The 26,889-nt window shown below is 56.0% G+C and carries 24 protein-coding genes and 1 pseudogene; 18 read left to right on the top strand and 7 right to left on the bottom strand.

Annotated elements, in window-relative coordinates; genetic code table 11:
• Positions 1 to 134 precede the first annotated feature (134 nt).
• Genes HMPREF3142_RS14560 through HMPREF3142_RS14545 form a run of 4 tightly spaced genes read left to right on the top strand, consistent with a single transcriptional unit; the run spans position 135 to position 4,083 of the window.
• The gene (locus HMPREF3142_RS14560) at positions 135 to 1,166 is read left to right on the top strand and encodes an ABC transporter ATP-binding protein (protein WP_012543175.1); all 1,032 of its coding nucleotides are present in this window, start codon (positions 135 to 137) and stop codon (positions 1,164 to 1,166) included.
• A gap of 29 nt (positions 1,167 to 1,195) precedes the next feature.
• The gene (locus HMPREF3142_RS14555) at positions 1,196 to 2,335 is read left to right on the top strand and encodes an ABC transporter substrate-binding protein (RefSeq protein WP_008807278.1); all 1,140 of its coding nucleotides are present in this window, start codon (positions 1,196 to 1,198) and stop codon (positions 2,333 to 2,335) included.
• A gap of 60 nt (positions 2,336 to 2,395) precedes the next feature.
• The gene (locus HMPREF3142_RS14550) at positions 2,396 to 3,229 is read left to right on the top strand and encodes an ABC transporter permease (RefSeq protein ID WP_008807277.1); all 834 of its coding nucleotides are present in this window, start codon (positions 2,396 to 2,398) and stop codon (positions 3,227 to 3,229) included.
• A complete protein-coding gene (locus tag HMPREF3142_RS14545) occupies positions 3,226 to 4,083 on the top strand; it encodes an ABC transporter permease (protein WP_012543174.1) in 858 nt (285 codons plus the stop codon). The genes HMPREF3142_RS14550 and HMPREF3142_RS14545 overlap by 4 nt, the downstream gene beginning before the upstream one ends.
• A gap of 46 nt (positions 4,084 to 4,129) precedes the next feature.
• On the opposite strand, the gene HMPREF3142_RS14540 is transcribed toward HMPREF3142_RS14545, so the two are convergent.
• On the bottom strand, positions 4,130 to 4,411 hold the full coding sequence (locus HMPREF3142_RS14540; protein WP_008807275.1) for a YjcB family protein: 282 nt from the start codon (positions 4,409 to 4,411) through the stop codon (positions 4,130 to 4,132).
• A gap of 508 nt (positions 4,412 to 4,919) precedes the next feature.
• Here HMPREF3142_RS14540 and HMPREF3142_RS14535 point away from each other — a divergent pair.
• Positions 4,920 to 6,524, top strand: a complete 1,605-nt coding sequence (locus tag HMPREF3142_RS14535; RefSeq protein WP_008807274.1) for an EAL domain-containing protein — start codon at positions 4,920 to 4,922, stop codon at positions 6,522 to 6,524.
• Here the strand turns inward: HMPREF3142_RS14535 and soxS are convergent.
• Complete coding sequence (gene soxS / locus HMPREF3142_RS14530; protein WP_004151738.1) at positions 6,509 to 6,838, bottom strand: superoxide response transcriptional regulator SoxS; 330 nt, start codon at positions 6,836 to 6,838, stop codon at positions 6,509 to 6,511. The two genes, HMPREF3142_RS14535 and soxS, sit on opposite strands and share 16 nt — an antisense overlap.
• Before the next feature lie 84 nt (positions 6,839 to 6,922).
• Here soxS and soxR point away from each other — a divergent pair, with 84 nt between their 5' ends.
• The 4 genes from soxR to HMPREF3142_RS14510 all read left to right on the top strand — a co-directional run bounded on the left by soxR (position 6,923) and on the right by HMPREF3142_RS14510 (position 11,843).
• Positions 6,923 to 7,381, top strand: coding sequence for a redox-sensitive transcriptional activator SoxR (soxR, locus tag HMPREF3142_RS14525; RefSeq protein ID WP_004206331.1), 459 nt, complete (start codon positions 6,923 to 6,925; stop codon positions 7,379 to 7,381).
• A 259-nt stretch (positions 7,382 to 7,640) separates the two neighbouring features.
• Positions 7,641 to 8,309: a glutathione S-transferase family protein gene (locus HMPREF3142_RS14520; protein ID WP_012543173.1), complete on the top strand. Its 669-nt coding sequence runs from the start codon at positions 7,641 to 7,643 to the stop codon at positions 8,307 to 8,309.
• 390 nt (positions 8,310 to 8,699) lie between these two features.
• Positions 8,700 to 10,049 (top strand): NCS2 family permease, encoded by a 1,350-nt coding sequence (locus tag HMPREF3142_RS14515; protein ID WP_008807272.1) that lies wholly within the window; start codon positions 8,700 to 8,702, stop codon positions 10,047 to 10,049.
• Positions 10,050 to 10,196: 147 nt separating this feature from the next.
• Positions 10,197 to 11,843, top strand: coding sequence for a Na+/H+ antiporter (locus HMPREF3142_RS14510; protein WP_012543172.1), 1,647 nt, complete (start codon positions 10,197 to 10,199; stop codon positions 11,841 to 11,843).
• Positions 11,844 to 12,005: 162 nt separating this feature from the next.
• On the opposite strand, the gene HMPREF3142_RS14505 is transcribed toward HMPREF3142_RS14510, so the two are convergent.
• On the bottom strand, positions 12,006 to 12,887 hold the full coding sequence (locus HMPREF3142_RS14505; protein WP_012543171.1) for a LysR family transcriptional regulator: 882 nt from the start codon (positions 12,885 to 12,887) through the stop codon (positions 12,006 to 12,008).
• Between the two features lie 105 nt (positions 12,888 to 12,992).
• Between HMPREF3142_RS14505 and HMPREF3142_RS14500 the strand changes: the two genes are divergently transcribed.
• The 7 genes from HMPREF3142_RS14500 to HMPREF3142_RS14470 all read left to right on the top strand — a co-directional run bounded on the left by HMPREF3142_RS14500 (position 12,993) and on the right by HMPREF3142_RS14470 (position 20,145).
• Complete coding sequence (locus HMPREF3142_RS14500; protein WP_070612174.1) at positions 12,993 to 13,400, top strand: CidA/LrgA family protein; 408 nt, start codon at positions 12,993 to 12,995, stop codon at positions 13,398 to 13,400.
• Positions 13,397 to 14,086, top strand: coding sequence for an LrgB family protein (locus HMPREF3142_RS14495; RefSeq protein WP_012969151.1), 690 nt, complete (start codon positions 13,397 to 13,399; stop codon positions 14,084 to 14,086). Before HMPREF3142_RS14500 ends, HMPREF3142_RS14495 begins: the two co-directional genes overlap by 4 nt.
• 510 nt (positions 14,087 to 14,596) lie before the next feature.
• Complete coding sequence (locus HMPREF3142_RS14490; protein WP_074442684.1) at positions 14,597 to 15,154, top strand: fimbrial protein; 558 nt, start codon at positions 14,597 to 14,599, stop codon at positions 15,152 to 15,154.
• 60 nt (positions 15,155 to 15,214) lie between these two features.
• Positions 15,215 to 15,904 (top strand): fimbrial assembly chaperone, encoded by a 690-nt coding sequence (locus HMPREF3142_RS14485; protein WP_039102727.1) that lies wholly within the window; start codon positions 15,215 to 15,217, stop codon positions 15,902 to 15,904.
• Positions 15,858 to 18,437 (top strand): fimbria/pilus outer membrane usher protein, encoded by a 2,580-nt coding sequence (locus tag HMPREF3142_RS14480; protein WP_070612173.1) that lies wholly within the window; start codon positions 15,858 to 15,860, stop codon positions 18,435 to 18,437. The genes HMPREF3142_RS14485 and HMPREF3142_RS14480 overlap by 47 nt, the downstream gene beginning before the upstream one ends.
• Before the next feature lie 36 nt (positions 18,438 to 18,473).
• A complete protein-coding gene (locus HMPREF3142_RS14475) occupies positions 18,474 to 19,025 on the top strand; it encodes a fimbrial protein (RefSeq protein WP_050569050.1) in 552 nt (183 codons plus the stop codon).
• Between the two features lie 19 nt (positions 19,026 to 19,044).
• Positions 19,045 to 20,145, top strand: a complete 1,101-nt coding sequence (locus HMPREF3142_RS14470; protein ID WP_016160119.1) for a type 1 fimbrial protein — start codon at positions 19,045 to 19,047, stop codon at positions 20,143 to 20,145.
• A 54-nt stretch (positions 20,146 to 20,199) separates the two neighbouring features.
• On the opposite strand, the gene actP is transcribed toward HMPREF3142_RS14470, so the two are convergent.
• The 3 genes from actP to acs form a co-directional block, all read right to left on the bottom strand.
• Positions 20,200 to 21,852, bottom strand: a complete 1,653-nt coding sequence (actP, locus tag HMPREF3142_RS14465) for a cation/acetate symporter ActP (protein WP_024623073.1) — start codon at positions 21,850 to 21,852, stop codon at positions 20,200 to 20,202.
• Positions 21,852 to 22,163, bottom strand: coding sequence for a DUF485 domain-containing protein (locus tag HMPREF3142_RS14460; RefSeq protein ID WP_004177812.1), 312 nt, complete (start codon positions 22,161 to 22,163; stop codon positions 21,852 to 21,854). The genes actP and HMPREF3142_RS14460 overlap by 1 nt, the downstream gene beginning before the upstream one ends.
• A gap of 183 nt (positions 22,164 to 22,346) precedes the next feature.
• Positions 22,347 to 24,305 carry an acetate--CoA ligase gene (gene acs, locus HMPREF3142_RS14450; protein WP_070612172.1) on the bottom strand — a complete coding sequence of 653 codons (1,959 nt, stop codon included), beginning with the start codon at positions 24,303 to 24,305 and terminating at the stop codon, positions 22,347 to 22,349.
• Between the two features lie 100 nt (positions 24,306 to 24,405).
• On the opposite strand from acs, the pseudogene HMPREF3142_RS27980 reads away from it, so the two are divergent.
• Positions 24,406 to 24,606 (top strand): annotated as a pseudogene (locus tag HMPREF3142_RS27980) (hypothetical protein).
• A gap of 111 nt (positions 24,607 to 24,717) precedes the next feature.
• Positions 24,718 to 26,031, top strand: a complete 1,314-nt coding sequence (gltP, locus tag HMPREF3142_RS14445) for a glutamate/aspartate:proton symporter GltP (RefSeq protein WP_012543161.1) — start codon at positions 24,718 to 24,720, stop codon at positions 26,029 to 26,031.
• A 34-nt stretch (positions 26,032 to 26,065) separates the two neighbouring features.
• Here the strand turns inward: gltP and HMPREF3142_RS14440 are convergent, their stop codons facing one another.
• A complete protein-coding gene (locus tag HMPREF3142_RS14440) occupies positions 26,066 to 26,752 on the bottom strand; it encodes a tetratricopeptide repeat protein (RefSeq protein WP_016160120.1) in 687 nt (228 codons plus the stop codon).
• Between the last annotated feature and the right edge of the window lie 137 nt (positions 26,753 to 26,889).

The following is a 26,889-nucleotide window of genomic DNA, read 5'->3' as shown; positions in this document are numbered from 1 at the left end:
AATTAAATTGTCATAAATACCCGACAAAGTAGGCTCACATCATGTCGAGTTAACGTTGCATTTTTTTTACAGCCAAATGAACACGTGTTCACCTTGCTAAAAAAATGCCGCAGCAGCGCTTTCAGGTAGCGAATATGAGTTATTTACAGATCACCGGCCTTAAAATTAGTTATGGCGATAACGTGGTTTTACATAATATCGATCTGGCGGTCGAGCAAGGGGAAATGATTGCCCTGCTGGGTCCGTCGGGATGCGGAAAAACCACGCTGCTGAACGCGCTCTGCGGCTTTATTCCGGTGCAAAGCGGCGAGATGGCGATTGCCAGTCGAACGATCACCCATCTTGCGCCGGAGCAGCGCAATATCACCATGGTGTTTCAAAGCTACGCCCTGTGGCCGCACCTGACGGTAGCGCGCAATATCGGCTATGGCCTGAAACTGCGCAAATGGCGCGGGGCGGATATCGCGCGGCGGGTGGCGGAGCTGCTGCGAATAGTGAATCTTGAGGGACTTGGCGAGGTGAAAGTGACCGAACTGTCGGGCGGTCAGCGGCAGCGGGTGGCGCTGGCAAGAGCCCTGGCCATAGAGCCCCAGGTGCTGGTGCTGGATGAGCCGTTATCTAATCTGGATGCCAAAGTGCGCCTGAATGTGCGCCATGAAATTAAATCTCTGCAAAAGAGACTGGGTTTCACGTCATTAATTGTCACCCACGATCAGCAGGAAGCCTTAGTGATGGCGGACCGCATTGCGGTATTAAATCAGGGGCGTATTGAACAAACTGGCACCCCGGAACAAATATATCAACATCCTGCGACGCCCTTCGTCGCTGATTTTATGGGCGCCGATAATAAAATAACCTCCGGTGAATTATCCGCTGCCGCAATATCCGGTTTATCCGCCGCTCAGCAGGGGGAAAAAGTTATTTATTTTCGCAGCGCTGATGCCGCGCTCGCTGAATTAACGCAGCCTGCGCCGCAGGAGGGACTTGCTCTGGAGGGCGTGGTGGAGCAAAGCGCGTTTCTGGGCAATCTGTATCGCCACAGCGTGCGCTGTCATGACCGCCTGCTACTGGCCGATGCCGCGCAGTGCTGGCCGACAAAAAGCCGCGTTCGGCTCCATGTGCCAACGCCGGCCCTGCATATTTTTCCTTTACCACTATCACAGTGATATCAGCGTGTTCATTCTGGGGACAATCCATGTTGACTAAGACGAAAGCAGCGATCGTAACGACCCTCTTCCTGAGCCTTGGCGCACAGGCCGACACCATTCTGAATGTCGCCACCGCGGGCGATCAGAATATGGTGGATTATGTAAAAACCTGGCTGGGGCCAAAATTTGAAGCCGCTCATCCCGGCGTCAAGGTGCGGGTGATCGGTACCGGCCCCGGCGACGCCGGGTCGAATAAAATTAGCGAGAAGCTAACGGCCCAGCAGGAGAGCGGCGCGCAGCAGTGGGATATCGACGTCGCGGTAGTGCACCAGAAGGCGGGCGGTGAGCAGGTGGAAAAGGGATTACTGCAAAAATACCGTCAGGATATTCAGACCGGCGGCATGGTGAGTTCGCCGAGCGCCACTCAGGCGCTGGGCGTTAACGTCGACGGATACGTCATGCCGATGTTCTTAAGCCAGACCGCTATCGCCTGGAACAGCGATCTGCTCAGTACCCCACCGGCGTCGTATGACGAGCTGGTGGCCTGGACGCAGAAACATCCGCAGGCTTTTGGCTATAACGGCATCAAAAACGGCATGTCTGGCGTCAGCTTTGTGGTGGGTTGGATCTACGCCTACGGGACCGACGCCCAGCGTCTCTCCGCTGGGCCCTATGATAAAAGCGTCGAAAAAGGCTGGCAGCAGGCCTATGAGAAGCTGAAGGCGTTCAATAAAAACGTAACTTTTACCCCGGGCAACGCCGGGACGCTCGATATGCTGAGCCGGGGGGAAATCGCCATGGGCCCGGTGTGGGTCGATATGTTCTATAGCTGGAAAGATCAGGGCAAGCTGCCGCCCTCGATCAAGCTTGCTTTACTGGCGCCGGGTATGCCGGGTCAGCCGATGTATTACGTCATCCCGGCGAAGGCGGCGAATCCGCAGCTGGCGCGCGACTTTATCGCGCTGGCCACCAGCCCGGAAGTGCAGGCGCAGGGGATCGTTAAGCAGTTTAACTGGTATCCGGGCATCGACGCCGGGCAGGTGAAGCCGAAGCTGGATACGGCGACCTGGCAAAAGCTGTTTGCCGAAATCTCGCCGGAAGCGCTGGCAAAGTATGGCAAAAGCTTCCCGATCGCTCCCTATTTTGACGACATCAAAGAGGGTTACGAAAGCCAGGTGGCCAACTAACGCCTTCTCCCGCCCGGGTTGTCGGCCCGGGCGCTTTCTTGTGCTGACGCCAGGTGCATTATGTCCAGTTCATTAAAATATCTGCTGCTGGTTGCTCCGGCGGCGCTGATGATCGCGATCCTGTTTTTGTATCCGCTGGGGTTTTCGCTGGTCTCGGCGTTTACCGCGCCGGGACAGCCGTTCACGCTCGATCACTTCCGCAAGGTCTATGCGCTTTACGCCAGTGATGTGCTCTTTTCGCTGATTATCGTACTGGTCTCAGTGGCGCTGTTAGCGCTGATCGCCATTACCCTGTCGGCAGTGATTGCGCTGTCACCGTGCCGACCCGTTGTTCGTCTGCTGGGTTTTTTGTATCGCTTACCGCTGTTTATTCCGTTTATTGTCGTCGCCCAGATGATGCGCACTTTTCTCGCCAAAAATGGCCTGATGAACAATGCGCTGGTGGCGGCTGACCTGGTCACACCGCTGGAGACGCTCTCCTGGCTGGGATGGAAAGGGATAGTGATCACCTTTGTCTGGAAGCAACTGGCCTTTGCCACGCTGCTGATCTGCGGGGCGATGGCGGCGCTGGAGTCGTCGCAGATCCTTGCTGCGCGTAACCTTGGCGCCTCCCGGCCGCGGATCCTGTTCGATATCATGCTGCCGCAGGTCCTGCCGACCATCGGCGTGGCGCTGGTGCTGTCGACGGTGACCATGATGTCGGTGCTGTCGGTACCGTTGATGATCGGCGTCGGAACGCCGACGATGCTGACGGTGGATATGGCGTTTCGCGTGAATTCCTATGGCGATTACGCGGTGGCGAATGCGCTGGGTGTGGTGTCCCTGGCGATCTGCGGCGCGCTGTCGTGGTTTTACCTGCGCCACAGCCTGCAGCAAAAAGGAGGGGAATCATGAAAGCGCTGACCCTCGCCTCATCCCCGTCATGGTGGATAAAAGGGCGCCGTAAAGTGCGCGCCAGCCTGGCGCTGCAGACCCTGCTGCTGCTGTTTATGCTGCTGGCGATGTTTGGCCCGTTGCTGAACCTGTTGATCTGGACCGTAGCGGAAAGCTGGTATTTTCCCCATTCGTTGCCCAGTCAGTGGGGGTTGAAGTACTGGTATCAGGTTTTCAATCCATACAGCGATGTGTCCGGTTCGCTGTTAACCAGCGTGTTGATCGCCCTGTTATCGGTGGGGGTCTGTTTGCTGATTTCCGTCCCCGCCGGCTATGCGCTTTCCCGGCGGAAAATGCCGCTGCGGGTGCTGTTTATGCTGCTGTTTCTCATCCCGCAGGCCTTTCCCAACCTGACGGTATACATGAATGTTGCCCGATTGTTTTATCAGTGGGGATTGAACGGCAGTATCGCAGGGGTGGTACTGGTGCATAGCGTTCACGGCCTGATGTATTCGGTGTGGATCTGTATGGCAGCCTTCTCATCCATCGACCCGCTGCTGGCGCGGGCGTCGCGTAACCTTGGCGCCGGACCGGTATATACCTTCTGGCACATTGTGCTGCCGCAGGCGGCGCCGGGGATCGTTGCCGCCAGCATCTTCGTTTTTCTGGAGTCGCTGGATGAGTTTACCGGCACCTTCTTTGTCGGCGCGCCGGATATCACCACGCTGCCGCTACTGCTCTATAACGCCAGCATGTCGGGTAACTATCAGGTCTCGTCGATTACGGCGCTGATTTTGCTGGTGCCATCGCTGCTCTTTATGGTGGTGATCCATAAATTTATGCGCCCGGAGATGATGGCGAAACTGGGGAAGTAAGGACCGTAGAAAACGAAAAAGCTTCCCGGTGGGAAGCTTTTTAACCTCAGGTCATCATCATTGGCCATTCTGGCGGCGTCTGACTCATGACCTCAATCATCACATCTTTGATATTACCCCAGATTTTTGCGATATCGATCAGGGTGATGCCCAGCAAACCGGTGGCGAACCAGCAGGCGGCGGCAAGGCCGAGGCAGCTGCAGATCACTGCCAGACCGGCATAATCGCTTTTCCGTAACTGGATATTCAACGAGCTGGCGAGAAACATCAGTACCGCGCTCACCAGGGGCCAGCGCAACAAAACGACACTGGTAGTAATGGAAGCCATTAACCTATCCTCAAAGAAAGTCGGGGAGCCATGGATGACCTGGCGCGACTGACGATGGCATAGCGCTCTGGTCTCGACTGGCAAACTAGAGAGTGATGAAACGTCATTTCTGTTTCATCAACTTGTGTGAACTATATCACACTTGGTGCTTTATTCGCCAGCCAAAAAATGAGCTTTCGCTGCGCTTAATAAGCTTTGATTTTGTGTGGATATAGGTAAGCAAAACCCGATTATCTTATTTTCATTCTCTTGCTAATGATTATTATTCTGCGGGTTTTATTACCAGTTCCTGTTTATTACACGGAGAAACCGAGTCAGATGCGCGTCTATTCTTAATCTGACGAGAATATCTTTCGAATACCTGATAAATAAGTATTATTCAACACCACCAGCTGAAAAGCTGACGCCCTGAAGGGCTGGCAGATATCTGCTGATGTCTATCGCAGTCGCGATTGCTAACGTGTTCGGGCTACCTTAATTAAGGCATATCGCATGGATGAAAGCGTAAATGGCTGACAGTGCGCCGCATAAGGCGCTCAGACTTGTCGGAATGGGGCTGGTTATTTTATTGCCGGTGATGTTGGCATTGTGGTTTGCCCAGCTGCGGGCCAAAGCCGAAACCATTGATCAATTGCACTCATTTTCGCAGCTGGCGCTGCAAAAAACAGAAATGGTCATCCGGGAAGCGGATCAGGCGCGGTTTAAAGCCAGCCAGTATCGTGGTGAGCTATGCTCAGCGGAGCACCAGCGTTATTTACTGCATATTGTTCGCGGTCTGCTGTATGTAGAAGATCTGATCTACGCCAACGGTCAGCGCTTTATCTGTTCAACGTCCGCTCATCCCGAGACCGGCTGGCGGATGCCCGCGGCGAATTACACCAAAAAGCCGGATGTGGCGATTTACTACTATCGGGATACGCCGTTTTACCCGGGCTTTGCCATGAATTATATGCAGAAGGGGCCCTATGTGGTGGTGGTCAACCCCTACTCGTTCAGCTCGGTGATTGCCAGCGACCGCGATTTAGCCTATGGCGTTTTCGATACTAAAACCAACCTCTTTTTCTCGCTGAGTAATAATGTTGAGCCCGCCGAACTCCAGGCGTTAATTCGCGAAGGCGATGCTTTTTTTAATCAGAATGGTCGGGTGTATACGATAGCTCGCTCCGCTATCCGGCCGATCGCGGTCATCATGTCCACCTCACGGGCCAGCTACTACCACAACTTCTGTGACCAGGCGAGCCTGACGCTGCCGCTGGGGATCATTTGCAGTATTTTACTGGTGCTGGTGTGGACACGAACCCGCCGCCAGTATCACTCGCCGCGCAATATGCTACAGCGGGCTCTGAGCTGCCGCCAGCTGCGGCTGCACTACCAGCCGATTATCGATATTAAAAATAACCGCTGCGTCGGGGCGGAGGCGCTACTGCGATGGCCGGGGTTTGATGGCCCGGTGATGAACCCGGCGGAGTTTATCCCGCTGGCGGAAAATGAAGGCATGATTGCCCAGATCACGGACTACGTGGTGGATGAGCTGTTTTATGAAATGGGTGAGTTTCTTGCCAGCCATCCGCAGCTGTATGTGGCGATCAATCTCTCTGCGTCCGATTTCCACTCGGCGCGGCTGATTTCACAGATCAGTGAGAAAGCGCACAGCTATGCGGTCTGCATCGGACAGATCAAAATCGAAGTGACCGAGCGCGGGTTTATCGACGTGGCGAAAACGACGCCGGTGATCCAGGCGTTCCGCGAAGCAGGCTATGAGATTGCGATCGATGATTTCGGTACCGGCTACTCGAATCTGCATAATCTGCACGCGCTGAATGTCGATATCCTCAAAATCGATAAAACCTTCGTTGATACGCTGACCACCAACAACACCAGCCATCTGATCGCTGAGCACATCATCGAGATGGCGCGCGGGCTGCGTTTAAAAACTATCGCGGAAGGGGTGGAGACCCCGGAGCAGGTAAGCTGGCTCTACAAGCGCGGCGTGCAATTTTGTCAGGGCTGGCTGTTTGCGAAAGCCATGCCGGCGCGGGAGTTTATGCAGTGGTTAGCGAATGCTCCCACGCCCATAAGCAGGCCTCAGCCGCCGCGTCACGCGGAGATCTGATGGCGGTAGTCGCTGGGAGTGCGGTCGAACTCGCGACGGAACACCCGGGAGAAGGTTTGCTGCGAGACGTAGCCCAGATCCATCGCGATATCAAAGATAGGTCGCTGAGTGGTTCGCAACGCTTCCGCCGCCAGCAGCAGGCGGCGCTGACGAATATAATCACCCAGCGTCTGATGCATTACGGTACGGAACATCCGCTGCAGATACCATTTCGAGTATCCTGACTTTCTGGCGACTATATCAATGTTAAGTGGTTGATCGATATGTTCATCAATCCATTCAATCAGTGTTTGAATAATATCCTGATGGGACATAAAGCGGCCTCTCTCAATTCTCGATTCGTCGTTTTGTCTGCGGGCGAGTATAATTCCTCAAGTTAACTTGAGGTAAAGCGCTTTATGGAAAAGAAATCACCCCGCATCAAAATGCTGCTGACGCCCGGGGAAGTGGCAAAACGAACCGGCGTGGCGGTCTCGGCTCTCCATTTTTATGAGAGTAAAGGCCTGATCCATAGCCAGCGGAATGCCGGCAACCAGCGGCGCTACCGGCGCGATGTCCTGCGCGCGGTGGCGATTATCAAAATTGCGCAACGCATCGGCATCCCGCTGGCGACCATCGGCGACGCGTTTGGCGTACTGCCGGAAGGGCACAACCTCAGCGCAAAAGAGTGGAAGATGCTGTCATCGCAGTGGCGTGAGGAGCTGGACCGGCGTATTCATACCCTGACGGCGTTGCGCGACCAGCTCGACGGCTGTATCGGCTGCGGCTGTTTATCACGGCGCGACTGCCCGCTGCGCAACCCGGGCGATAAGCTGGGGGAAGAGGGGACCGGCGCCCGGCTGCTGGAAGAGGAGTAATAAAACTAAAGCGCCACAACTGGGCGCTTTAGTTGTTTTCCGGTCTTTGTCTTTCGCATTATCTCGCTGGTTCACGAGAGGGTTTCCCCCGACATCGACGTCCCTCAGTATTGCGCAATCTGTTGATGGAGGTTCCGGTTTGCGTCGACACTTTAACTATGGCAGTTGCTGCCATTTTTTCCTTACTATTTTGCCGAAATTTTCCCGGCAATGAGCGCCTGTTCCTATAGTTAATTTGAACAAACCACGGGAGAGGCCCATGCTGACGGTACACCATCTTAATCAATCACGATCGCAACGCGTACTGTGGGCACTGGAAGAGCTGCAGCTGCCTTATCAGATAGTCCGCTATCAGCGGGAAAAGTCGATGCTGGCGCCGGCGGCGCTGAAGAAAGTCCATCCGTTGGGGAAATCGCCGGTGCTGGAAGACAACGGCTATGTGCTGGCGGAGTCCGGGGCCATTCTCGAGTATTTGCAGGAGACCTGGGACAGCGGCGGGCTGCTGAAGCCGCAGGCGATAGAGGACAAACTGCAGTACCGCTTCTGGCTGCACTATGCCGAAGGCTCGCTGATGCCGCTGCTGTTAATGAAGCTGGTGTTCGCCAGCCTGGGTAAACCCCCTGTGCCCTTTGGCGTCCGCTCGCTGGGCGCCCTGCTGGGCAAGGGCATTCAGAAAGCGTGGCTGGATCCCCAGCTGGCCACCCATGCGCGGTTTATTGACGACCATCTTGCCACGCGGCCATGGTTTGCCGGCGAGCGACTGAGTATGGCCGATATCCAGATGAGCTTCCCGGTGATGGCGCTGTTGGCGCGCGGTGGCGTGCATGACCTTGTCCATATCGAGGCCTGGCGACAGCGGGTGGAGCAGCGTCCGGCCTGGCAGCGGGCCATCGAGCGCGGCGGCCCCTTTTCCTTACCCGGCGCCTGAGGTATCAGCGGATCCGATGACGCCGACAAATGAAAGCAACTCACTAAAAATTTGTTAGCGGATTGCGCATAGACGATAACGTTTGCGCATCGTCTGGTTATTTTCTGCTCGTCATAAGCGAAATTTAGCGAAATACGATAAACATCGGTTGAAAAGGGTTATCTAAAGGCCGGATAATCGTTTGCCTTTCTGTTTTGCTCCCTCTTTTTTCTGCTATCCAGGGGGAGGAGATAAGGTTGACACACCGTAGTGTATGCGCGGAGTTAAACGTTTGCTTTTTTGCAGCCCCCCTGGCGCTGCGATTCGGTACAAGGAGATCGCGTTTAACTGGCAGTGGAGGGTCCACCACGCATATCAACGAACAATAAAAATTTTCAGGGGAAGTTTTCTATGTCTACGCCTTCAGCGCGTACCGGCGGTTCATTAGACGCCTGGTTTAAAATTTCGGCGCGCGGTAGCACCGTGCGTCAGGAGATTGTTGCAGGTCTTACTACCTTTCTGGCGATGGTTTACTCCGTCATCGTGGTGCCGGGCATGCTCGGTAAAGCGGGCTTCCCGCCGGCCGCGGTGTTTGTCTCGACCTGTCTGGTGGCGGGCGTTGGCTCGCTGGTGATGGGGTTATGGGCAAATCTGCCGATGGCTATCGGCTGCGCCATTTCGTTGACCGCCTTCACCGCCTTTAGCCTGGTGCTGGGGCAGCAGATCAGTATTCCGGTGGCCCTCGGCGCAGTATTCCTGATGGGTGTCCTGTTCACGGTGATTTCCGCGACCGGCATCCGCAGCTGGATCTTGCGCAACCTGCCGCAGGGCGTGGCGCATGGTACCGGGATCGGGATTGGCCTGTTCCTGCTGCTGATCGCCGCCAACGGCGTTGGTCTGGTGATCAAAAATCCGCTGGACGGTCTGCCGGTGGCGCTGGGCAAATTTGCCAGCTTCCCGGTGGTGATGTCGCTGATTGGCCTCGCGGTGATCATTGGTCTGGAAAAAATGAAGGTGCCGGGCGGTATTCTGCTGACCATTATTGGCGTGTCGATTGTGGGCCTGATTTTCGATCCGAACGTCCATTTCTCCGGTATTTTCGCCATGCCATCCCTGAGCGATGATAAAGGCAACTCGCTGATCGGCAGCCTCGACATCATCGGCGCGCTGAACCCGGTCGTGCTGCCCAGCGTGCTGGCGCTGGTGATGACGGCGGTCTTTGACGCCACCGGTACTATCCGCGCGGTGGCCGGCCAGGCAAACCTGCTGGACAAAGACGGACAGATCATCAACGGCGGTAAAGCGTTGACCACCGACTCCCTGAGCAGCGTCTTCTCCGGTTTAGTTGGCGCGGCGCCAGCGGCAGTGTATATCGAATCGGCGGCGGGTACCGCGGCTGGCGGTAAAACCGGTCTGACCGCGGTGACGGTCGGTGTCCTGTTCCTGCTGATCCTGTTCCTCTCCCCGCTCTCTTATCTGGTACCGGCCTACGCGACCGCGCCGGCGCTGATGTACGTCGGCCTGCTGATGCTGAGCAACGTGGCAAAAATCGATTTCAACGACTTCGTTGACGCGATGGCTGGCCTGATCACCGCGGTGTTTATCGTGCTGACCTGTAACATCGTGACCGGCATCATGATCGGTTTCGCTACCCTGGTGATTGGCCGTCTGGTCTCCGGCGAGTGGCGCAAGCTGAACCTCGGTACGGTAATTATCGCCGTGGCGCTGGTGGCGTTTTACGCCGGCGGTTGGGCGATTTAAACCCTTCGTGCTCCTCACGGGCGGCTCAGGCCGCCCGTTTTATTTTTAAGCCACATCCTGTTTCCATTTGCGTTAATCTGGGTAGCGTATGATTCACAGGCACGACGCCTCACAGGTATAAAAGAAAACGCAGCAAACAGGGAACACATGGAAATATTCTTTACCATCCTCATCATGACCCTTGTGGTCTCACTGTCCGGGGTAGTGACGCGTGTACTGCCCTTTCAGGTTCCACTCCCACTGATGCAAATCGCCATTGGCGCGCTTCTGGCATGGCCGACCTTCGGTTTGCACGTTGAATTTGATCCAGAGCTGTTTCTGGTCCTGTTTATCCCGCCGCTGCTGTTCGCCGACGGCTGGAAAACGCCGACCCGTGAGTTTATTGAACACGGGCGGGAGATCCTTGGTCTGGCGCTGGCGCTGGTGGTCGTGACGGTGGTCGGCATCGGCTTTCTGATCTACTGGATTGTGCCTGGCATTCCTCTGATCCCGGCGTTCGCGCTGGCGGCCGTACTCTCGCCGACCGATGCCGTGGCGCTCTCCGGCATCGTCGGGGAAGGGCGGATACCGAAAAAAATCATGGGCATTCTGCAGGGGGAGGCGTTAATGAACGATGCCTCTGGCCTGGTCTCACTCAAGTTTGCCGTCGCGGTGGCGATGGGCACCATGGTCTTCACCGTTGGCGGCGCGACCGTAGAGTTTCTGAAGGTGGCGATCGGCGGCGTGCTGGCCGGGTTTGTGGTGAGCTGGTCGTATGGCCGTTCGATGCGTTTCCTCAGCCGCTGGGGCGGGGATGAACCCGCCACGCAGATTGTCCTGCTGTTCCTGCTGCCGTTTGCCTCCTATCTGATTGCCGAACATATCGGTGTCTCCGGCATCCTGGCGGCGGTGGCGGCGGGGATGACCATCACCCGTTCCGGCGTGATGCGTACCGCGCCGCTGGCCATGCGTCTGCGCGCTAACAGCACCTGGGCGATGCTGGAATTTGTCTTCAACGGCATGGTCTTCCTGCTGTTGGGCCTGCAGCTGCCGGATATCCTCTCCAGCTCGCTGGTGGCGGCGGAAGCTGACCCCAACGTCGAGACCTGGATGCTGTTTACCGACATCATCCTGATCTATGCCGCGCTGATGCTGGTGCGTTTTGGCTGGCTGTGGTCGATGCGTAAGCTTAGTCAGCGCTTCCTGAAGAAGAAACCGATGGAGTTTGGCTCCTGGACCACCCGCGAGCTGCTGATCTCCTCTGTGGCCGGGGTGCGCGGGGCGATTACCCTCGCCGGTGTGCTCTCGATTCCGCTGTTGCTGCCGGACGGGAATGTTTTCCCGGCGCGCTATGAGCTGATTTTCCTCGCCGCCGGGGTGATCCTGTTCTCGCTGTTCGTCGGGGTGATAGCGCTGCCGATCCTGCTGCGCCACATTGAATCCAGTGACAACGTGCAGCAGCGGAAAGAGGAACGGCTGGCGCGCGCAGCGACGGCAGACGTGGCGATTGTGGCGATCCAGAAGATGGAAGAGCGGCTGGCGGCGGATACCAAAGAGAATATCGATAACCAGCTGCTGACCGAAGTCAGTTCGCGGGTGATCGGTAACCTGCGCCGCCGCGTCGATGGTCGTAACGACGTGGAAACCTCTATGCTGGAGGAGAGCCTCGAGCGCCGCTTCCGCCTGGCGGCGCTGCGCTCTGAACGCGGAGAGCTGTATCATCTGCGCGCCACCCGGCAGATCAGTAACGAGACGCTGCAGAAGCTGCTGCACGATCTCGACCTGCTGGAAGCGCTGTTAATCGAAGATCAATAACCTGTAATCCGGATAGCGCGACGCTTATTCGGGCTACTGGCGAGACTGCAGTAAATGTGTCGCCCCGGTAAGCGTTAGCGCGACCGGGGGAAACCCGGGCAGCGGCGCAAGCGCCTGACCCGGGCTACCCATTCCTCTGCGGAACGCGTTGTCACCAGGGAATTATTCCAGCCAGAACGCTTTACTGCACGCCAGCCAGGCCTCAGCGCTGCGCGACATATACACGCCCTCCCGCCAAATCATCCCCAGCTCCCAGCGCAGCTCGCTTTGCAATGGGATCCAGCAAAAGTTCTGCGGGTCGAGACGCTGGCAAATCGGCTCGGGCAGGATCGCCACGCCAATGCCGGCCTGCACCATCGCGGCGAGAAAATCCCACTGGCCGCTGCGCACCGCGATACGCGGCTTTACGTCATGCTCGGCAAACAGGCGCATCAGCTGCTGGCTGAGGGCAAATTCTTCGTTGTAGATGACCAGCGGATACGCCGCCAGCTCGGCCGGCGAGAGCGAGGTCACGCCCTCCCACGGCGCGGTTCTTGGCGTCAGGACGCACAGCGGGTGGTTGAACAACGGCAGGGTGGTGAGGTGGCTACCCTCTTCGATGGGCAGGGCGGTCATCGCCATATCGAGCTCGCCGTTGCTGACCGCCTGCTGGACCGTCAGGCCGCCAAACTCGGCGATTTTCAGCTCGACGCCCGGGTAGCGCTCGCGGAAGCGGCTGATCGGCTCCGCCATCAGCATTCCGACCATCGGTGGAATGCCAAGCCGCAACACCCCTTTATGCAGGTGGTTGATATCGCTCAGTTCTGACTCCAGCTGGCTGAACTCGCCAAGGATCGCCTGGCCGCGTTCAAAAACAACGCGCCCGGTATCGGTGAGCAGCAGTTTACGGCCATCGCGGATCAACAGCGTGCAGTTCAGTTCATCTTCGAGATTTTTGAGCATCTTGCTGATGGTGGGCTGTGTGACGAACAGCTTTTCCGCCGCGCGAGTAAAACTCTGCTGACGAACCACTTCAACGAAATAGCGCAGCGTTCGGATATCCATAATTATTCCCTGAGACTATACCTGCGATGATTTTAATTCATTTCTGTCCGCTTCGGCGGCTCTCTATACTGCACCCCTGACTTCTTTTTTTCAGGAATATCGCTCATGGCCTTCGCGCCAGCTCGCGTTGCCCCCGTCGTGGCGCAGCGTCTTCAAATCCCGCTGCAGGTGCTCCTTTATGTCGGGTTATTTATTTTTGCGCAATATCTGGTGAACAGGTGGCAGGTACCCCTGCCGGCTAACCTGGTCGGCATGGTGATGCTCCTGCTGCTGATCGTCTGCCGGGTGATCCCCCTGAGCTGGGTTCGCGCCGGCGCCCGCTGGCTGCTGGCGGAGATGCTGCTGTTTTTCGTCCCGGCGGTGGTCGCGGTGGTCAATTATACCCAGCTGCTGATGGTTGATGGCTGGCGGATTTTCCTGGTGATTGCCTTAAGCACGCTGATGGTGCTCGGCGCCACCGCCTGGGTCGTTGACAAGGTCTATCGTTACGAAGTGAGCCGGCTAACAAAATGAATGATGTCATGCTGAGCGTCCTGTGTCTGGTGGCGACGCTGGGTCTCTATTACGCCAATAAAAAACTGTATCGCCGTTTTCATAAACTGCCGCTGATGCCGCTGGTGTTCACGCCGATCCTGCTGGTGCTGATCCTGGTGCTGGGCCATATCTCTTATCAGAGCTATATGGGAGAGACCCACTGGCTGCTGTGGCTGCTGGGCCCCGCCACCATCGCCTTTGCCGTCCCGGTCTATGAAAATGTCGCGGTGATCAAACGCCACTGGATGTCGCTCAGCGCCGGGGTGGTAACGGCGGTGGTGGTGGCGGTGACCAGCTCCGTATGGCTGGCGCGCGGATTGATGTTGTCTGATGAAATCCAGCGCAGCCTGGCGGTGCGCTCGGTGACCACGCCCTTTGCGCTGGCGGCGGCGAAACCGCTCGGTGGTCAGCCCGATCTGGTGGCGCTGTTTGTGGTGATCACCGGCGTCTTTGGCATGGCGGTGGGGGATATGCTGTTTTTACGCCTGGCTATCCGGGAAGGGATGGCGAAAGGAGCCGGGTTCGGCGCGGCTTCCCATGGTGCCGGGACGGCGCGCTCCTATGAGCTGGGCCAGCAGGAGGGCGTGGTGGCCAGCCTGGTGATGATGCTGTCTGGCGTAGTGGTGGTGCTGGCGGCGCCGTTAGTGCGCTGGCTGCTGTTTTAGCGTTCTCGTGTAACCGGTTGTTATGAAATATTGAGGGGCGGAATAGTTGTGAACTATTTTCGCCCCTTTTTGTTTATGCCGGTTATTGGTCATCAGAAAAGATTAAGGCAATTCTTATTACCATCCTCTCTTTGTAACTAAATATTTCATAATCAATACTGATCTAATTATATTGCGAATGATGTATAGGCTTTTTATTATCTCTAAGAATTTTATAAGTTTGTATCGCTATGATTTCAAAGGAACTTCATCTTATTTTTCTCATTTTTTAAGGCGATTTGTTTAAAAATCAATTTTTACATTAATAATTGAGCTTTTACCCTCTGTTCGTTATTCTTTTTACGCGGGCTTGTATTATTGAATGGATTCAAATGCTGGTCGTTTATTTATGTATAATATTAATTATCATAAATCATATGTCACGTAAATATGTATGTGACGCCGCGCGGATGCAAATTCATTCTCTAATATATCTGCATAAAACAATTGACGGACTGATTGTCGTTTATAATGGATATGGGAATAAATATGAAGATGAGTAAAAAAATTCTGGCGGGTGCCCTGATTTTTTCTGCCTGCAGCGTGCTGTCTACCGTTGCTCAGGCCGATAACACCATTACTTTTAATGGTGTTGTTTCCGATACGACCTGTACGGCGACCATTGACGGCGGCGTAACGGCTATTGATATGGGCACCACCTCAGTGGCGGATCTGAAAGCGTATACCTTCGGCGCTGCCAAGAACTTCTCCTTTAGCTTAGCCGATTGCCCGACCGCGGAAGACGGTGGCAACAGCATCGCTCGCGTCACTTTTGGCGGTGTTTCCGATACCGCGAACAGCGATTATTTTAAAAACCAGGCGACTGATGAGCCGGCAACCGGTGTTGCTGTGGCCCTTTTCGACGAAGCGGGTAAGGTAATGAAGAATAATGAAGAGGGTTCGGATGTCGATATTTCTTCCGGTGCCGCAACCATTCCATTCACCGTTAAAATGGTGAAGTCGGGTGATACCGATCCGACGAAAGGTACCGTTCAGACAACTGTGACTTATAACGTGACTTATTATTAATTCGGCGTTTTGTTGAATGGAGAAAGGGGAATCGTCTGCTATTCCCCTTTAATTAAACGTATGAGATATCCTTTTTTTGTGGTCGGTTTTTTGCTGTCTTCCTCTATTGCGCAAGCCAGCGTGGTCGTGGGCGGCACGCGTCTGGTGTTTGATGGTGTGAAAAACAACGCCGTCATCACGGTTGAGAATAAAGATCAGAGCAGCAATATCGTCCAGTCCTGGCTCTCGGTGGTGGATGCCGCGTCGCCAGCCAAAGACGCGTTTATTATTACGCCGCCGCTGTTCCGTCTCAAAGCCGGAGAGAAAGGATTCGTGCGCGTTGTCCGCTCAGGAAAAAAATTACCCGACGATCGCGAGTCGATGTTTTGGCTCAATATCAAAGGGATCCCGGCAACGGAATATGTCCCGGATAAAAATGTGGTGCAGTTTGCCATCAACTCGAAAATAAAATTGATTTATCGACCTGCCGCGTTAAAAGGCAATACACCGGAATCGTATGCCGAAAAATTACAGTGGGGAAAAGCGGGGGACTCGGTGACGGTAAAAAATAACTCACCGCTGTATATGAATTTTTCCCAGGTTAGCCTTAACGGAAAAAATATTTCTGGCGCATGGTTTGCTGCCCCATTTTCTACTTTAAAAATACCCGTGCAGAGTACCCTGTCCGCGACAGGGAAAAAAGAGATCACATGGAGCGTGATTAATGATTATGGTATGTCAGGGAAGAAATATACCGCTATCATTCAGTAGCGTTGAGCTACTGTTTTCAACCAAAAGTATCTGCGTCGCTATTGTTTTGTGCCTGAGTGCCTTGTCTTCTCGCGCTGAGGCCGGTGAATATTTCAACCCGAATTTACTCGAAGTCGCCGAGGATCCTGCGGCTTCGGTTGATCTGTCCTATTTTTCGCAAGATGGCGTACCGCCGGGCACCTATCATCTGGATGTTTACATCAATGATAAATACGTCAGTTCAGAATCGCTGACCTTTCAGGAAATTGGCCATGACGCAGGAGCGACCGCTTCTCCCTGTCTTTCCGCGGAGTATCTGAATTCGTGGTTGATTAATACCACCGCCTATCCCCAGCTGTTCGCGGCAGGGGAAACCTGCGCCCGGCTGTCGGCGATCCCCGGGATGACATTTTCGGTGTCTCTTGCCCAACAGCGAATCGATTTTACCGTGCCGCAGGCCGCGATGCTGAATCGCCCAAGAGACTATATACCGGAGAGCCAGTGGCAGCAGGGGATCAACGCCGGTCTTCTCAACTATAGTGTCACCGGGCAGCGCAATGCGCCGCGGCATAATGGCGCGACCGTAGACAGCCAGTTTGTTAGCTTGCAGCCTGGGGTGAATCTGGGGCCATGGCGTCTGCGCAACTACAGCACCTATAGCCACAGCGACAACAGCAGCCGCTGGGAGTCGGTTTACTCGTACCTTGCCCGCGATATTCACACCCTGCGCAGTCAACTGGTGGTCGGTAATACCTATACCTCTTCCGGCATCTTCGACAGTGTGAGCTTTACCGGCCTGCAGCTCAGTTCGGACAAAGAGATGCTGCCGGATAGCCTGCATGGCTTTGCGCCGACGATTCGAGGGATCGCGCGCACCACCGCGGAGGTCTCGGTTTATCAGAATGGTTACAGCATTTATAAAACCACCGTCGCTCCCGGCGCCTTTGAGATTAACGATCTGTATGCCACCGGCAGCGCCGGCGATCTGTACGTCACCGTTAAAGAGTCTGACGGCAGCGAGCAAAACTTTGTGGTGCCTTTTGCCTCGCTGGCGGTCCTGCAGCGCGAGGGCCAGCTGGACTATGCGCTGAGCAGCGGCAGGACGCGCTCAGGCAGCTCCGACGATAAAGAATACAACTTTATTCAGTCTTCCCTGGCCTATGGCGCCACCAGTAACTTTACTCTCTATACCGGCTTTCAGCAGGCGGAAGATAAATACACCAACCTGCTGTTAGGCGCTGGCTTTAACCTTGGCACCATCGGCGCGCTGTCGTTTGACGGCTCTCAGTCGTGGGCCGACGTGAAAACCAGCGATACGGCCTCGTCAACCCGCAAAGAACAGGGGCAATCGTATCGCGTCCGCTTCAGCAAAAGCTTTCTGCAGACGGGCACCAGCTTTTCCGTGGCCGGCTATCGCTACTCCACCGCGGGATACTATTCGTTTCAGGATTTTGTCGATAACGCCTCCACGCAGCGCGACTGCTGTACGCAGAGCGGCAGAACGAAAGGCCGGTTTGACGCTTCGCTGTCGCAGACGCTGTTTGGCTATGGTTCGCTCTCGCTTTCGCTGGTCAATGAAACCTATTGGGACAGCTCGCGCATGGAGTCGGTAGGCGTGGGCTATAGCGGGTCGATTGGCAAGGCCTCCTACTTTATTAACTATTCCTATAACCGCAATGTGCAAAGTACCGATGACAGCGGCAATAACCGGCCGGCCAGCGATACCATCGTCTCCCTGACGCTAAGCATCCCGCTTGGCGAGACGCTCTCGGCGAATTACACCTTGAACCATGGTCGGCATAACGACACCACGCACAGCGTGGGGCTCAATGGCTCGGCGTTCGAGGATCGCTCTCTCAACTGGAGTCTCCAGGAGGGTTACAACACCCAGGATAAGAGCACCTCCGGCAACCTCAGCGTCAATTATCAGGGAGCAAAAGGCGATGTCGCCGGCGGCTATGGCTACGACCACTACAGCAATCACTACAATTATTCGCTGCGCGGCGGCATGGTTGCTCACGCGGGCGGGCTCACGCTGTCGCGCTTTCTGGGTGAGAGTGCTGCACTGATCGAAACGCCCGGCGTCAGCGATGTGCGGGTGCAGGGCCAGACCAACGTGACGACGGATGCCGCCGGGTATGCCGTCGTACCGTATGTTCGCCCTTACCATCGCAACAGCCTGGCGCTGGATGAACAGCAGATGGCTGGCGCCGAGGTGGATAACGTCGCCAGAACGGTGGTCCCAACGCGCAATGCAATCGTCAAAGTGCAGTATGACACCCGAATTGGCTATAAGGCGATGCTCACCCTGCGTACTCGCAACGGTGTGGTGCCTTTCGGCGCGCTGGTGACCCTTGATAATGATCGCGCCAGCGCGGCGCGCAGCAATATTGTCGGCGATGAGGGGCAGGTGTATCTCACGGGGCTGCAGAAAAAAGGCCAGCTGTTAGCGCGCTGGGGGGAGAAAAGCAGTGAGCAGTGCACCGTTCATTACGACTTCTCCAGCATGGCTCTTGGCGACGATATTCTGTTCTATCAGGCCGAATGCCGGTAATGGATGCAGGTTTTCAACATGGAAGAAGGGGCTGATATGAATATGCGAGACGGCAGCACAAGGGGCATCCTGGTGGCCAGCCTTTTGCTGCTCTCCCTTCCGGCGCTGGCTTATGAAGGCAGCAGCACGGTCAATTTTAACGTCACGGGCACCATCGAAGCGCCTTCCTGCGAGGTGGCCGTGGAACCGTCGAACAGTATCGATTTAGGCACCGTCTCCTCGCAGACGTTCTCCGGAAATGCCGGGTCGAGCGGCGCCAGCGTGCCGGTTAAGCTGGTCTTTTCCAGTTGTTCCGCCGATGCGTCGGCGGTAACCATCGCATTTAGCGGAGCAAAATTCGATAACACTTACACCTCGGTTTATAAAAACTTCCGCACAGGCAGCGACGGGGCCAGCGGCGTCGGTATGCAACTTCTCACTCTTGCCGATCAGCAGCCCCTCGGGCCTGGCGACCAGTATCTCTATACCTTTGGTGATAATGCGGACGTTCATACTTTCAATATGATGGCGCGCATGTTTTCGCCCTATGGCCAGGTAAGGCCGGGGATTGTCGGCTTTACCGCCACGTTCGATGTGGCTTACAAATAACGTTTCGACAGGGATGGATATGAAAAAATGGATCTTATTGCTCATATTGGCGCTGTGCCCCGTCTATAGCTGGGCAGTATGCGGAGGGACCAACTATGGCGATATCTCAATGACCAACCTGCCGGAAAAGATCCTGGTTAACGCCGGGAGCTACACCGCGGGCACCGTGCTGTATGACTCGGGGAAAATTACCCGCGCGCAAACGAAGCTGACTAACTGTCAGGGCAGTGTCTACGCGGTGTTTGCCTGGTCCTCAAACAATGCCGGGGCGCTGATAGGGGATAATATCTATGCCACTTCGGTGCAGGGGATCGGTATCCGCGTTAAGGTGTGGCTCAATATCACTGGTGACGATGGTGATGGCGATACCGATGATTTCAGCCCCGACTCGCAGGTGCATTATATCGGCGATGTGAATTACTATCTCGGTAAGCCCACCGGTCTGTTTGATTATTATGCGTCGACCTATTACACCCCGGCGTATCAGCTGCAGCTGGTGGCCACCGGCGGCGCTATTGGCAGCAACAGTCAATTATCGTTCAGCGATCCGGTGGCCACAGTATCGGCTAAGGATAGTGGCGGGACAATCTCCATTTCCCGGCTGCACATCAGCGGCACCACCAGCATCCAGATGATCCCGATGGGGTGTATCGTCAGTAGCAATAGTCTCAGTTTTGCCATGGGTAGCATCAATGCCAGCGAGTTTAACACCGCGACGAAGGTGGGGAGTGCGCAACAGCCCCTGACCCTCTCCTGCGAGCCGGGGACCAATGTTTTAATGCGGGTGGTGGCGACGCAAGCGAGCGGCAATAATCCTGGCAACACGGTGATGGCCTTAACGGCAGAGGAGAATGTTGCCACCGGGGTGGGGGTTCAGTTAAATATGGATGGCAAAGCGATGCCGTTGAATACTGACCTCAGTCTCTATTCCTCGGGCCGCACTACGGTGACCAACAGCGGCGCGGATGCCAGCTACAGCTATTTTACTAATCCCGACAGTCCTGGTGGCGCAGCGGCCATGCAAACGCTCACTTTTACCACCAACTATTACAAAACAGGCAGCGCGGTGACCGCCGGTTCGGCAAACGCCACCGGGGTGATCACATTTACCTATAACTGAGCCGGTCAGAATAACCCCCTTCTCCGGACGGCGCCGGGGAAGGGGAGAGAACGATTAATGCGCCTGGCCGCGTTCGATACCGATCCCGGTTTGTGAACGGATAAACTGGGCGCGGAACTGCTCGCGCTCGCGCATCCCTTCCGGTGAGTTATCGGTGGCGGAGAAGACCCAGATACCGATGAACGCGATGGCGATGGAGAACAGCGCCGGATATTCATACGGGAACAGCGCTTTCTCATGGCCGAGGATCTGCACCCAAATGGTCGGGCCGAGGATCATCAGAATGACCGCAGTCAGCAGGCCCAGCCAGCCGCCGACCATCGCGCCGCGGGTGGTCAGCTTCGACCAGTACATCGACAGCAGAATAATCGGGAAGTTACAGCTGGCGGCGATGGAGAAGGCCAGGCCGACCATGAAAGCAATGTTCTGATTTTCAAACAGAATACCCAGCAGAATGGCCACCACCCCAAGGATCAGCACGGTGATCTTGGAGACCTTCAGCTCCTGACGCTCGGTCGCGCCCTTGCGGAAGACGTTGGCGTACAGGTCGTGCGACACCGCTGACGCGCCGGCGAGGGTCAGGCCCGCCACCACCGCCAGGATAGTGGCGAAGGCTACCGCGGAGATAAAGCCGAGGAACAAATTGCCCCCCACCGCATCCGCCAGGTGCACCGCCGCCATGTTATTGCCGCCGATAAGCTGTCCGGCCGCGTCTTTAAACGCCGGGTTCGCGCCGACCAGCATGATGGCGCCGAAGCCGATGATAAAGGTCAGGATATAGAAATAGCCCATAAAACCGGTGGCGTAGAAGACGCTTTTACGCGCTTCTTTGGCATCGCTCACGGTAAAGAAGCGCATCAGAATATGCGGCAGGCCGGCGGTACCGAACATCAGACCCAGACCCAGAGAGAGCGCTGATATCGGATCTTTCACCAGTCCGCCGGGACTCATAATCGCCGCCCCTTTCGGATGGACGGCCATCGCCTCGGTAAACAGGTTATTGAAGCTGAAGCCGACGTGCTTCATGACCATAAAGGCCATAAAGCTGGCGCCGCACAGCAGCAGAACCGCTTTAATAATCTGCACCCAGGTGGTTGCCAGCATGCCGCCGAACAGGACATAGAGCACCATCAGCACGCCAACCAGCACCACGGCGACATGGTAATTGAGGCCGAACAGCAGCTGGATCAGCTTGCCGGCGCCCACCATCTGCGCGATCAGATACAGCGCCACCACCACCAGCGATCCGCAGGCGGAGAGGGTGCGGATCGGCCCCTGCTTCAGGCGGTATGAAGCGACGTCAGCAAAGGTATAGCGGCCAAGGTTGCGCAGTCGTTCGGCAATCAGAAACAGGATAATCGGCCAGCCGACGAGAAAGCCCAGCGAGTAGATCAGGCCGTCGTAGCCTGAGGTATACACCAGCGCGGAAATACCGAGGAACGACGCTGCCGACATAAAGTCGCCGGCAATCGCCAGCCCGTTCTGGAAGCCAGTAATATTGCCGCCGGCGGTATAATAATCGCTGCGCGAACGTACCCGTTTTGAGGCCCAGTAGGTGATGTAAAGCGTCAGGGCGACGAAAATCAGGAACATGACAATCGCCTGCCAGTTGGTCGGCTGGCGCTGTACCGCGCCGGTAATGGCGTCTGCCGCGTGAGCGCCGAGGGGCAGCAGCGTGGCGGCGAGCGCCGTCAGGACTCTCTTGATCATGCTTTTACCTCGTTGAGAACGCTCTTGGTCAAACGGTCGAATTCACCATTGGCCCGCCAGACATAAATACCGGTCAGGATAAACGAAATGACGATCACGCCAATGCCGAGCGGGATCCCGCGGGTGACGCTGGTACCGGCGTGCAGCGGAGTGCCGAGCCAGCCGGGCGCGAAGGCGATAAGCAAAATAAAGCCCACGTAGATCACTAACATAATCACTGACAGAATGGCGGCAAACCGTTGCCGTGATGCAACTAACTCCCTGAAATGCGCACTATTTTCTATCCGCTGACAAAGTTGTTCATTCATCTTAGCGTCTCCAGAGGTCTCCCTTTCGTCATCCACTCAGCGGACGCTGGCGACAGCAACCCCTCCGGCGATGGAGCCGGGATACGGTTTGCTGACGGCGTTCCTGCGAGTGGAATCCTGGGGGAGGGACTTATTTTTATCCTCTCCCCGGCGGGGGAGAGGGTGTAGGGAATCGGTCCTTGCTTACGATGGCATCGTTATGGCCTGCTTCTCTTCGAGCAGTTTTTCCACGACGCCAGGATCGGCGAGCGTCGAGGTATCGCCGAGGTTGCTGGTGTCGCCCGCGGCAATCTTACGCAGAATGCGACGCATGATTTTGCCCGAGCGGGTTTTCGGTAGCGAATCGGTCCAGTGCAGCACATCCGGCGTCGCCAGCGGGCCGATCTCTTTGCGCACCCAGTTACGCACTTCGGCATACAGCTCCGGCGTTGGTTCTTCGCCGTGATTGAGCGTCACGTAGGCGTAGATGGCCTGGCCTTTGATGTTGTGCGGGATCCCCACCACCGCCGCTTCAGCGATTTTCGGGTGCGACACCAGCGCGGATTCAATTTCCGCGGTACCCAGACGGTGGCCGGAGACGTTCAGCACGTCATCCACGCGGCCAGTGATCCAGTAGTAACCATCTTCATCGCGACGCGCGCCATCGCCGCTAAAGTACATATTTTTGAAGGTGGAGAAGTAGGTTTGCTCAAAGCGCTCATGGTCACCGAACAGGGTACGCGCCTGGCCGGGCCAGGAGTCGGCGATGGCAAGATTGCCCTCGGTGGCGCCATCCAGCGGCAGGCCTTCGTTATCCACCAGCACCGGCTGGACGCCGAAGAACGGACGCGTCGCGGAGCCGGCCTTCAGCTCGATTGCGCCCGGCAGCGGGGTGATCATAAAGCCGCCGGTTTCGGTCTGCCACCAGGTGTCCATCACCGGGCACTTCTCGTTACCGATCTTCTTCCAGTACCACTCCCATGCTTCCGGGTTAATCGGTTCGCCGACCGAGCCGAGAATGCGCAGCGAGGAACGGTCTGTGCCTTCGATAGCTTTGTCGCCTTCCGCCATCAGGGCGCGGATAGCCGTCGGGGCGGTATAGAGAATGCTGACCTTATGCTTATCGACGACCTGGCACATACGCGCCGGGGTTGGCCAGTTCGGTACCCCTTCGAACATCAGGGTGGTGGCGCCGCAGGCCAGCGGACCATACAGCAGATAGCTGTGGCCGGTGACCCAGCCCACATCGGCGGTGCACCAGTAAATATCGCCCGGATGGTAGTCGAAAACGTATTTAAAGGTGGTGGCCGCGTAGACCAGATAGCCGCCGGTGGTGTGCAGCACCCCTTTCGGTTTGCCGGTGGAGCCGGAGGTATAGAGGATGAACAGCGGATCTTCGGCGTTCATCTCGACGGGCCGGTGCTCGGCGCTGGCATTGGCCATCAGGTCGCTCCACCACAGGTCGCGGCCTTCCTGCCAGTCGATTTTGCCGCCGGTACGTTTCAGGACCACGACATGCTCAATACTGTTGACGTTCGGGTTTTTCAGCGCGTCATCAACGTTTTTCTTCAGCGGGATGGCGCGACCAGCGCGCAGCCCTTCGTCAGCGGTGATCACCAGGCGCGAGCTGGAGTCGATAATGCGTCCGGCCACCGCCTCCGGCGAGAAGCCGCCGAAAATCACTGAGTGGATAGCGCCGATGCGGGCGCAGGCCAGCATCGCCACCGCGGCTTCCGGCACCATCGGCATATAAATGGCGACCACATCGCCTTTTTTAATCCCAAGGTCGAGCAGCACATTGGCGAAGCGGCACACGTCCGCATGCAGTTCACGGTAGGTGATGTGCTTGCTCTGGCTGGCGTCGTCGCCTTCCCAGATGATGGCGGTTTGATCGCCGCGCTCGGCGAGATGGCGGTCGAGGCAGTTGGCGGCGAGGTTCAGGGTGCCATCTTCATACCATTTGATGGAAATATTACCCGGCGCGAAAGAGGTGTTCTTCACGCGGGTATAGGGGCGTATCCAGTCAAGGATCTTGCCCTGCTCGCCCCAAAATGTATCAGGGTCGGTTATGGATTGTTGGTACTGCGCCTTGTACTGTTCCGGGTTAATCAGGCAACGTTCCGCGATATTAACGGGAATAGGGTGTTTGTGTATTTGGCTCATGGCTTTTTTTCTCCTTTGAACTTGTTAAATATATGTCAAACAAACGTTAAGAGTAGGGGTTTTGACAGCTTTGTTTGTTAATTGGGGGGCAGATCACGCAATGATTCAACTGAGTGAAATTTCATCAAATGAAACTTTGAAGTGAAATAATTACGTAAATGAATTTATAGAAACGGAAGGTGTGAAATATTTTTTATTACAAATACTTATGCATTGTAACTGGGGAAAATTCGTGACTTTATGCAGAAAACCAGAAGAAAGCCCTATTCTTAAAGGCTTGCGCAGCATGCCGTGCAAATGATACTGATATTGCGCGTTAAATAACCCCACAAAGCAACGCAACACAATTCATACCCCCTGCAGTGGGTACCATGACGAAAAGGAATGGTGCCTTTCATTGAGGAAGTCAGTAGTGAAGAAAACGAAAAAAGTCAGTCTGGCCTGGCAAATCTTGCTAGCCCTGGTGCTGGGTATCCTTCTGGGCAGTTATCTGCATTACCACGCCGAAAGTCGCGATTGGTTGATTAGCAATTTGCTGACGCCGGCGGGCGATATCTTTATCCATCTGATTAAAATGATCGTGGTCCCGATTGTCATTTCGACCCTGGTGGTCGGGATTGCCGGCGTGGGCGATGCCAAGCAGTTAGGCCGGATCGGCGCCAAAACCATTATCTATTTCGAAGTGATCACCACGGTGGCGATCGTGCTGGGTATCACCCTGGCCAACGTCTTTCAGCCGGGGACCGGCATTGATATGTCACAGCTGGCGGCGGTTGATATTTCGAAATATCAGAGCACGACTGCCGAGGTGCAAAGCCATGCGCATGGCCTGATGGGCACTATCCTGTCGCTGGTCCCGACCAACATCGTGGCGTCGATGGCGAAAGGCGATATGCTGCCGATTATCTTCTTCTCGGTGCTGTTTGGTTTGGGGCTCTCCTCGCTGCCGGCGACCCACCGTGAGCCGTTGGTGACGGTTTTCCGCTCCATCTCCGAAACCATGTTTAAAGTCACCCACATGGTGATGCGCTATGCGCCGATCGGGGTGTTCGCTCTGATTTCGGTGACCGTCGCCACCTTTGGTTTCGCCTCGCTGTGGCCGCTGGCCAAGCTGGTACTGCTGGTTTACTTCGCGATCCTGTTCTTCGCGCTGGTGGTGCTGGGGATTGTCGCGCGTCTGTGTGGCCTGAGCATCTGGATCCTGATCCGTATCCTGAAAGATGAGCTGATTCTGGCCTACTCCACCGCCAGCTCGGAGAGCGTGCTGCCGCGCATTATCGAGAAGATGGAAGCCTATGGCGCGCCGGCGTCGATCACCAGCTTTGTGGTGCCGACCGGTTATTCCTTTAACCTCGATGGTTCAACGCTGTATCAGAGCATCGCGGCGATCTTTATCGCCCAGCTGTACGGTATCGACCTCTCTATCTGGCAGGAGATCACCCTGGTGCTGACCTTAATGGTGACCTCGAAAGGGATCGCTGGCGTGCCGGGCGTCTCCTTCGTGGTGCTGCTGGCAACCCTGGGTAGCGTGGGGATCCCGCTGGAAGGCCTCGCCTTTATCGCCGGTGTCGACCGTATTCTCGACATGGCGCGTACCGCGCTGAACGTGGTGGGCAATGCGCTGGCGGTGCTGGTTATCGCCAAATGGGAGCATAAGTTCGACCGCAAAAAAGCGCTGGCGTATGAACGCGAAGTGCTGGGCAAGTTTGATAAAACCGCCCAATAAAACACAAAGCCCGGCGCGAACGCCGGGCTTTTTCTTATCCTTTACTGATCCGGTCAAACTCTTCGCAGCCGGTATCAAACCCCTCCAGGCAGCTGACGTTAAGCCAGTGCAGCGCCTTCTGCTTATTCGGTTCGATAAAGCCTTTCTCTCCCTGCTGGAACATCATCCCGGCCCAGTATTCGGCATAGCCGGTCCGTGAGAGCGCCGAGCTGCCTTTGAAGTATTCGCTCGCTTTCACATCATCTTCCGGGCCGTGCACGCCGCTGGCGTAGATCAGCCCCAGCAGCATCTGGGCGTCCACCGCTGCATCGCTTTCGCTATCCCGGGCGGCATCCTGCAGCAGCGTGATGGCGTGCGCCACATCGGTGGGGCCAGCCTGACGGTTCACCAGCACCCGCGCCAGAACGATCTCCCCGGATTTACTGCCGACCTTGACGGCTTTTTCCGCCAGCTGGCGGGCCTGCGGATAGTCCGCCTGCTGAGGGTTGCGAATTTTGAGCTGCGCCAGCAGCGCCAGTGCATCGCCATCGCCCTGGGCGGCGGCCTTCTGCGCCCAGTATTCGGCTTTCTGATAATCACCGGAGCTGACCCAGGTATCGGCAAGGTAATATTGCGCGCGTCGATCGCCGGCTTCCGCCTGCTGTTGATACTGGCTGCCCGGTTCGGTGGCGACCGCTGCGCCGCTGGTGAAAACCAGTAAAAATAAAAAGAGGTATTTCATTTGTATTTATTATCAGCAAGGAACATAGCGCGCAGTATAAAGGGAGGCGAAAAAGAAGAAAATGGCGGGAATTAGCGGGGTAAATACCCGGAGAAGGCGCAATGCGCCGCCTCCGGAGAAAATCCCCGGTGGCGCTA

This window comes from Klebsiella sp. HMSC16C06 (genome assembly GCF_001808325.1).
Taxonomy (GTDB): Bacteria; Pseudomonadota; Gammaproteobacteria; order Enterobacterales; family Enterobacteriaceae; genus Klebsiella; species Klebsiella variicola.
The sequence above is the reverse complement of the archived record's forward strand: the minus strand, read 5'-3'. Positions and strand labels throughout refer to the sequence as shown.

Coding starts and splice junctions, on each gene's coding strand:
- HMPREF3142_RS14510 (WP_012543172.1), top strand. CDS start 10,197: ATGGAAATATTCTTTACCATCCTCATCATGACCCTTGTGGTCTCACTG.
- HMPREF3142_RS14485 (WP_039102727.1), top strand. CDS start 15,215: ATGAGATATCCTTTTTTTGTGGTCGGTTTTTTGCTGTCTTCCTCTATT.
- acs (WP_070612172.1), bottom strand. CDS start 24,305: ATGAGCCAAATACACAAACACCCTATTCCCGTTAATATCGCGGAACGT.
- HMPREF3142_RS14555 (WP_008807278.1), top strand. CDS start 1,196: ATGTTGACTAAGACGAAAGCAGCGATCGTAACGACCCTCTTCCTGAGC.
- HMPREF3142_RS14545 (WP_012543174.1), top strand. CDS start 3,226: ATGAAAGCGCTGACCCTCGCCTCATCCCCGTCATGGTGGATAAAAGGG.
- HMPREF3142_RS14560 (WP_012543175.1), top strand. CDS start 135: ATGAGTTATTTACAGATCACCGGCCTTAAAATTAGTTATGGCGATAAC.
- HMPREF3142_RS14475 (WP_050569050.1), top strand. CDS start 18,474: ATGAATATGCGAGACGGCAGCACAAGGGGCATCCTGGTGGCCAGCCTT.
- HMPREF3142_RS14490 (WP_074442684.1), top strand. CDS start 14,597: ATGGATATGGGAATAAATATGAAGATGAGTAAAAAAATTCTGGCGGGT.
- HMPREF3142_RS14550 (WP_008807277.1), top strand. CDS start 2,396: ATGTCCAGTTCATTAAAATATCTGCTGCTGGTTGCTCCGGCGGCGCTG.
- HMPREF3142_RS14535 (WP_008807274.1), top strand. CDS start 4,920: ATGGCTGACAGTGCGCCGCATAAGGCGCTCAGACTTGTCGGAATGGGG.
- HMPREF3142_RS14460 (WP_004177812.1), bottom strand. CDS start 22,163: ATGAATGAACAACTTTGTCAGCGGATAGAAAATAGTGCGCATTTCAGG.
- HMPREF3142_RS14470 (WP_016160119.1), top strand. CDS start 19,045: ATGAAAAAATGGATCTTATTGCTCATATTGGCGCTGTGCCCCGTCTAT.
- soxS (WP_004151738.1), bottom strand. CDS start 6,838: ATGTCCCATCAGGATATTATTCAAACACTGATTGAATGGATTGATGAA.
- HMPREF3142_RS14520 (WP_012543173.1), top strand. CDS start 7,641: ATGCTGACGGTACACCATCTTAATCAATCACGATCGCAACGCGTACTG.
- HMPREF3142_RS14480 (WP_070612173.1), top strand. CDS start 15,858: ATGATTATGGTATGTCAGGGAAGAAATATACCGCTATCATTCAGTAGC.
- HMPREF3142_RS14515 (WP_008807272.1), top strand. CDS start 8,700: ATGTCTACGCCTTCAGCGCGTACCGGCGGTTCATTAGACGCCTGGTTT.
- soxR (WP_004206331.1), top strand. CDS start 6,923: ATGGAAAAGAAATCACCCCGCATCAAAATGCTGCTGACGCCCGGGGAA.
- HMPREF3142_RS14505 (WP_012543171.1), bottom strand. CDS start 12,887: ATGGATATCCGAACGCTGCGCTATTTCGTTGAAGTGGTTCGTCAGCAG.
- HMPREF3142_RS14440 (WP_016160120.1), bottom strand. CDS start 26,752: ATGAAATACCTCTTTTTATTTTTACTGGTTTTCACCAGCGGCGCAGCG.
- HMPREF3142_RS14540 (WP_008807275.1), bottom strand. CDS start 4,411: ATGGCTTCCATTACTACCAGTGTCGTTTTGTTGCGCTGGCCCCTGGTG.
- HMPREF3142_RS14495 (WP_012969151.1), top strand. CDS start 13,397: ATGAATGATGTCATGCTGAGCGTCCTGTGTCTGGTGGCGACGCTGGGT.
- HMPREF3142_RS14500 (WP_070612174.1), top strand. CDS start 12,993: ATGGCCTTCGCGCCAGCTCGCGTTGCCCCCGTCGTGGCGCAGCGTCTT.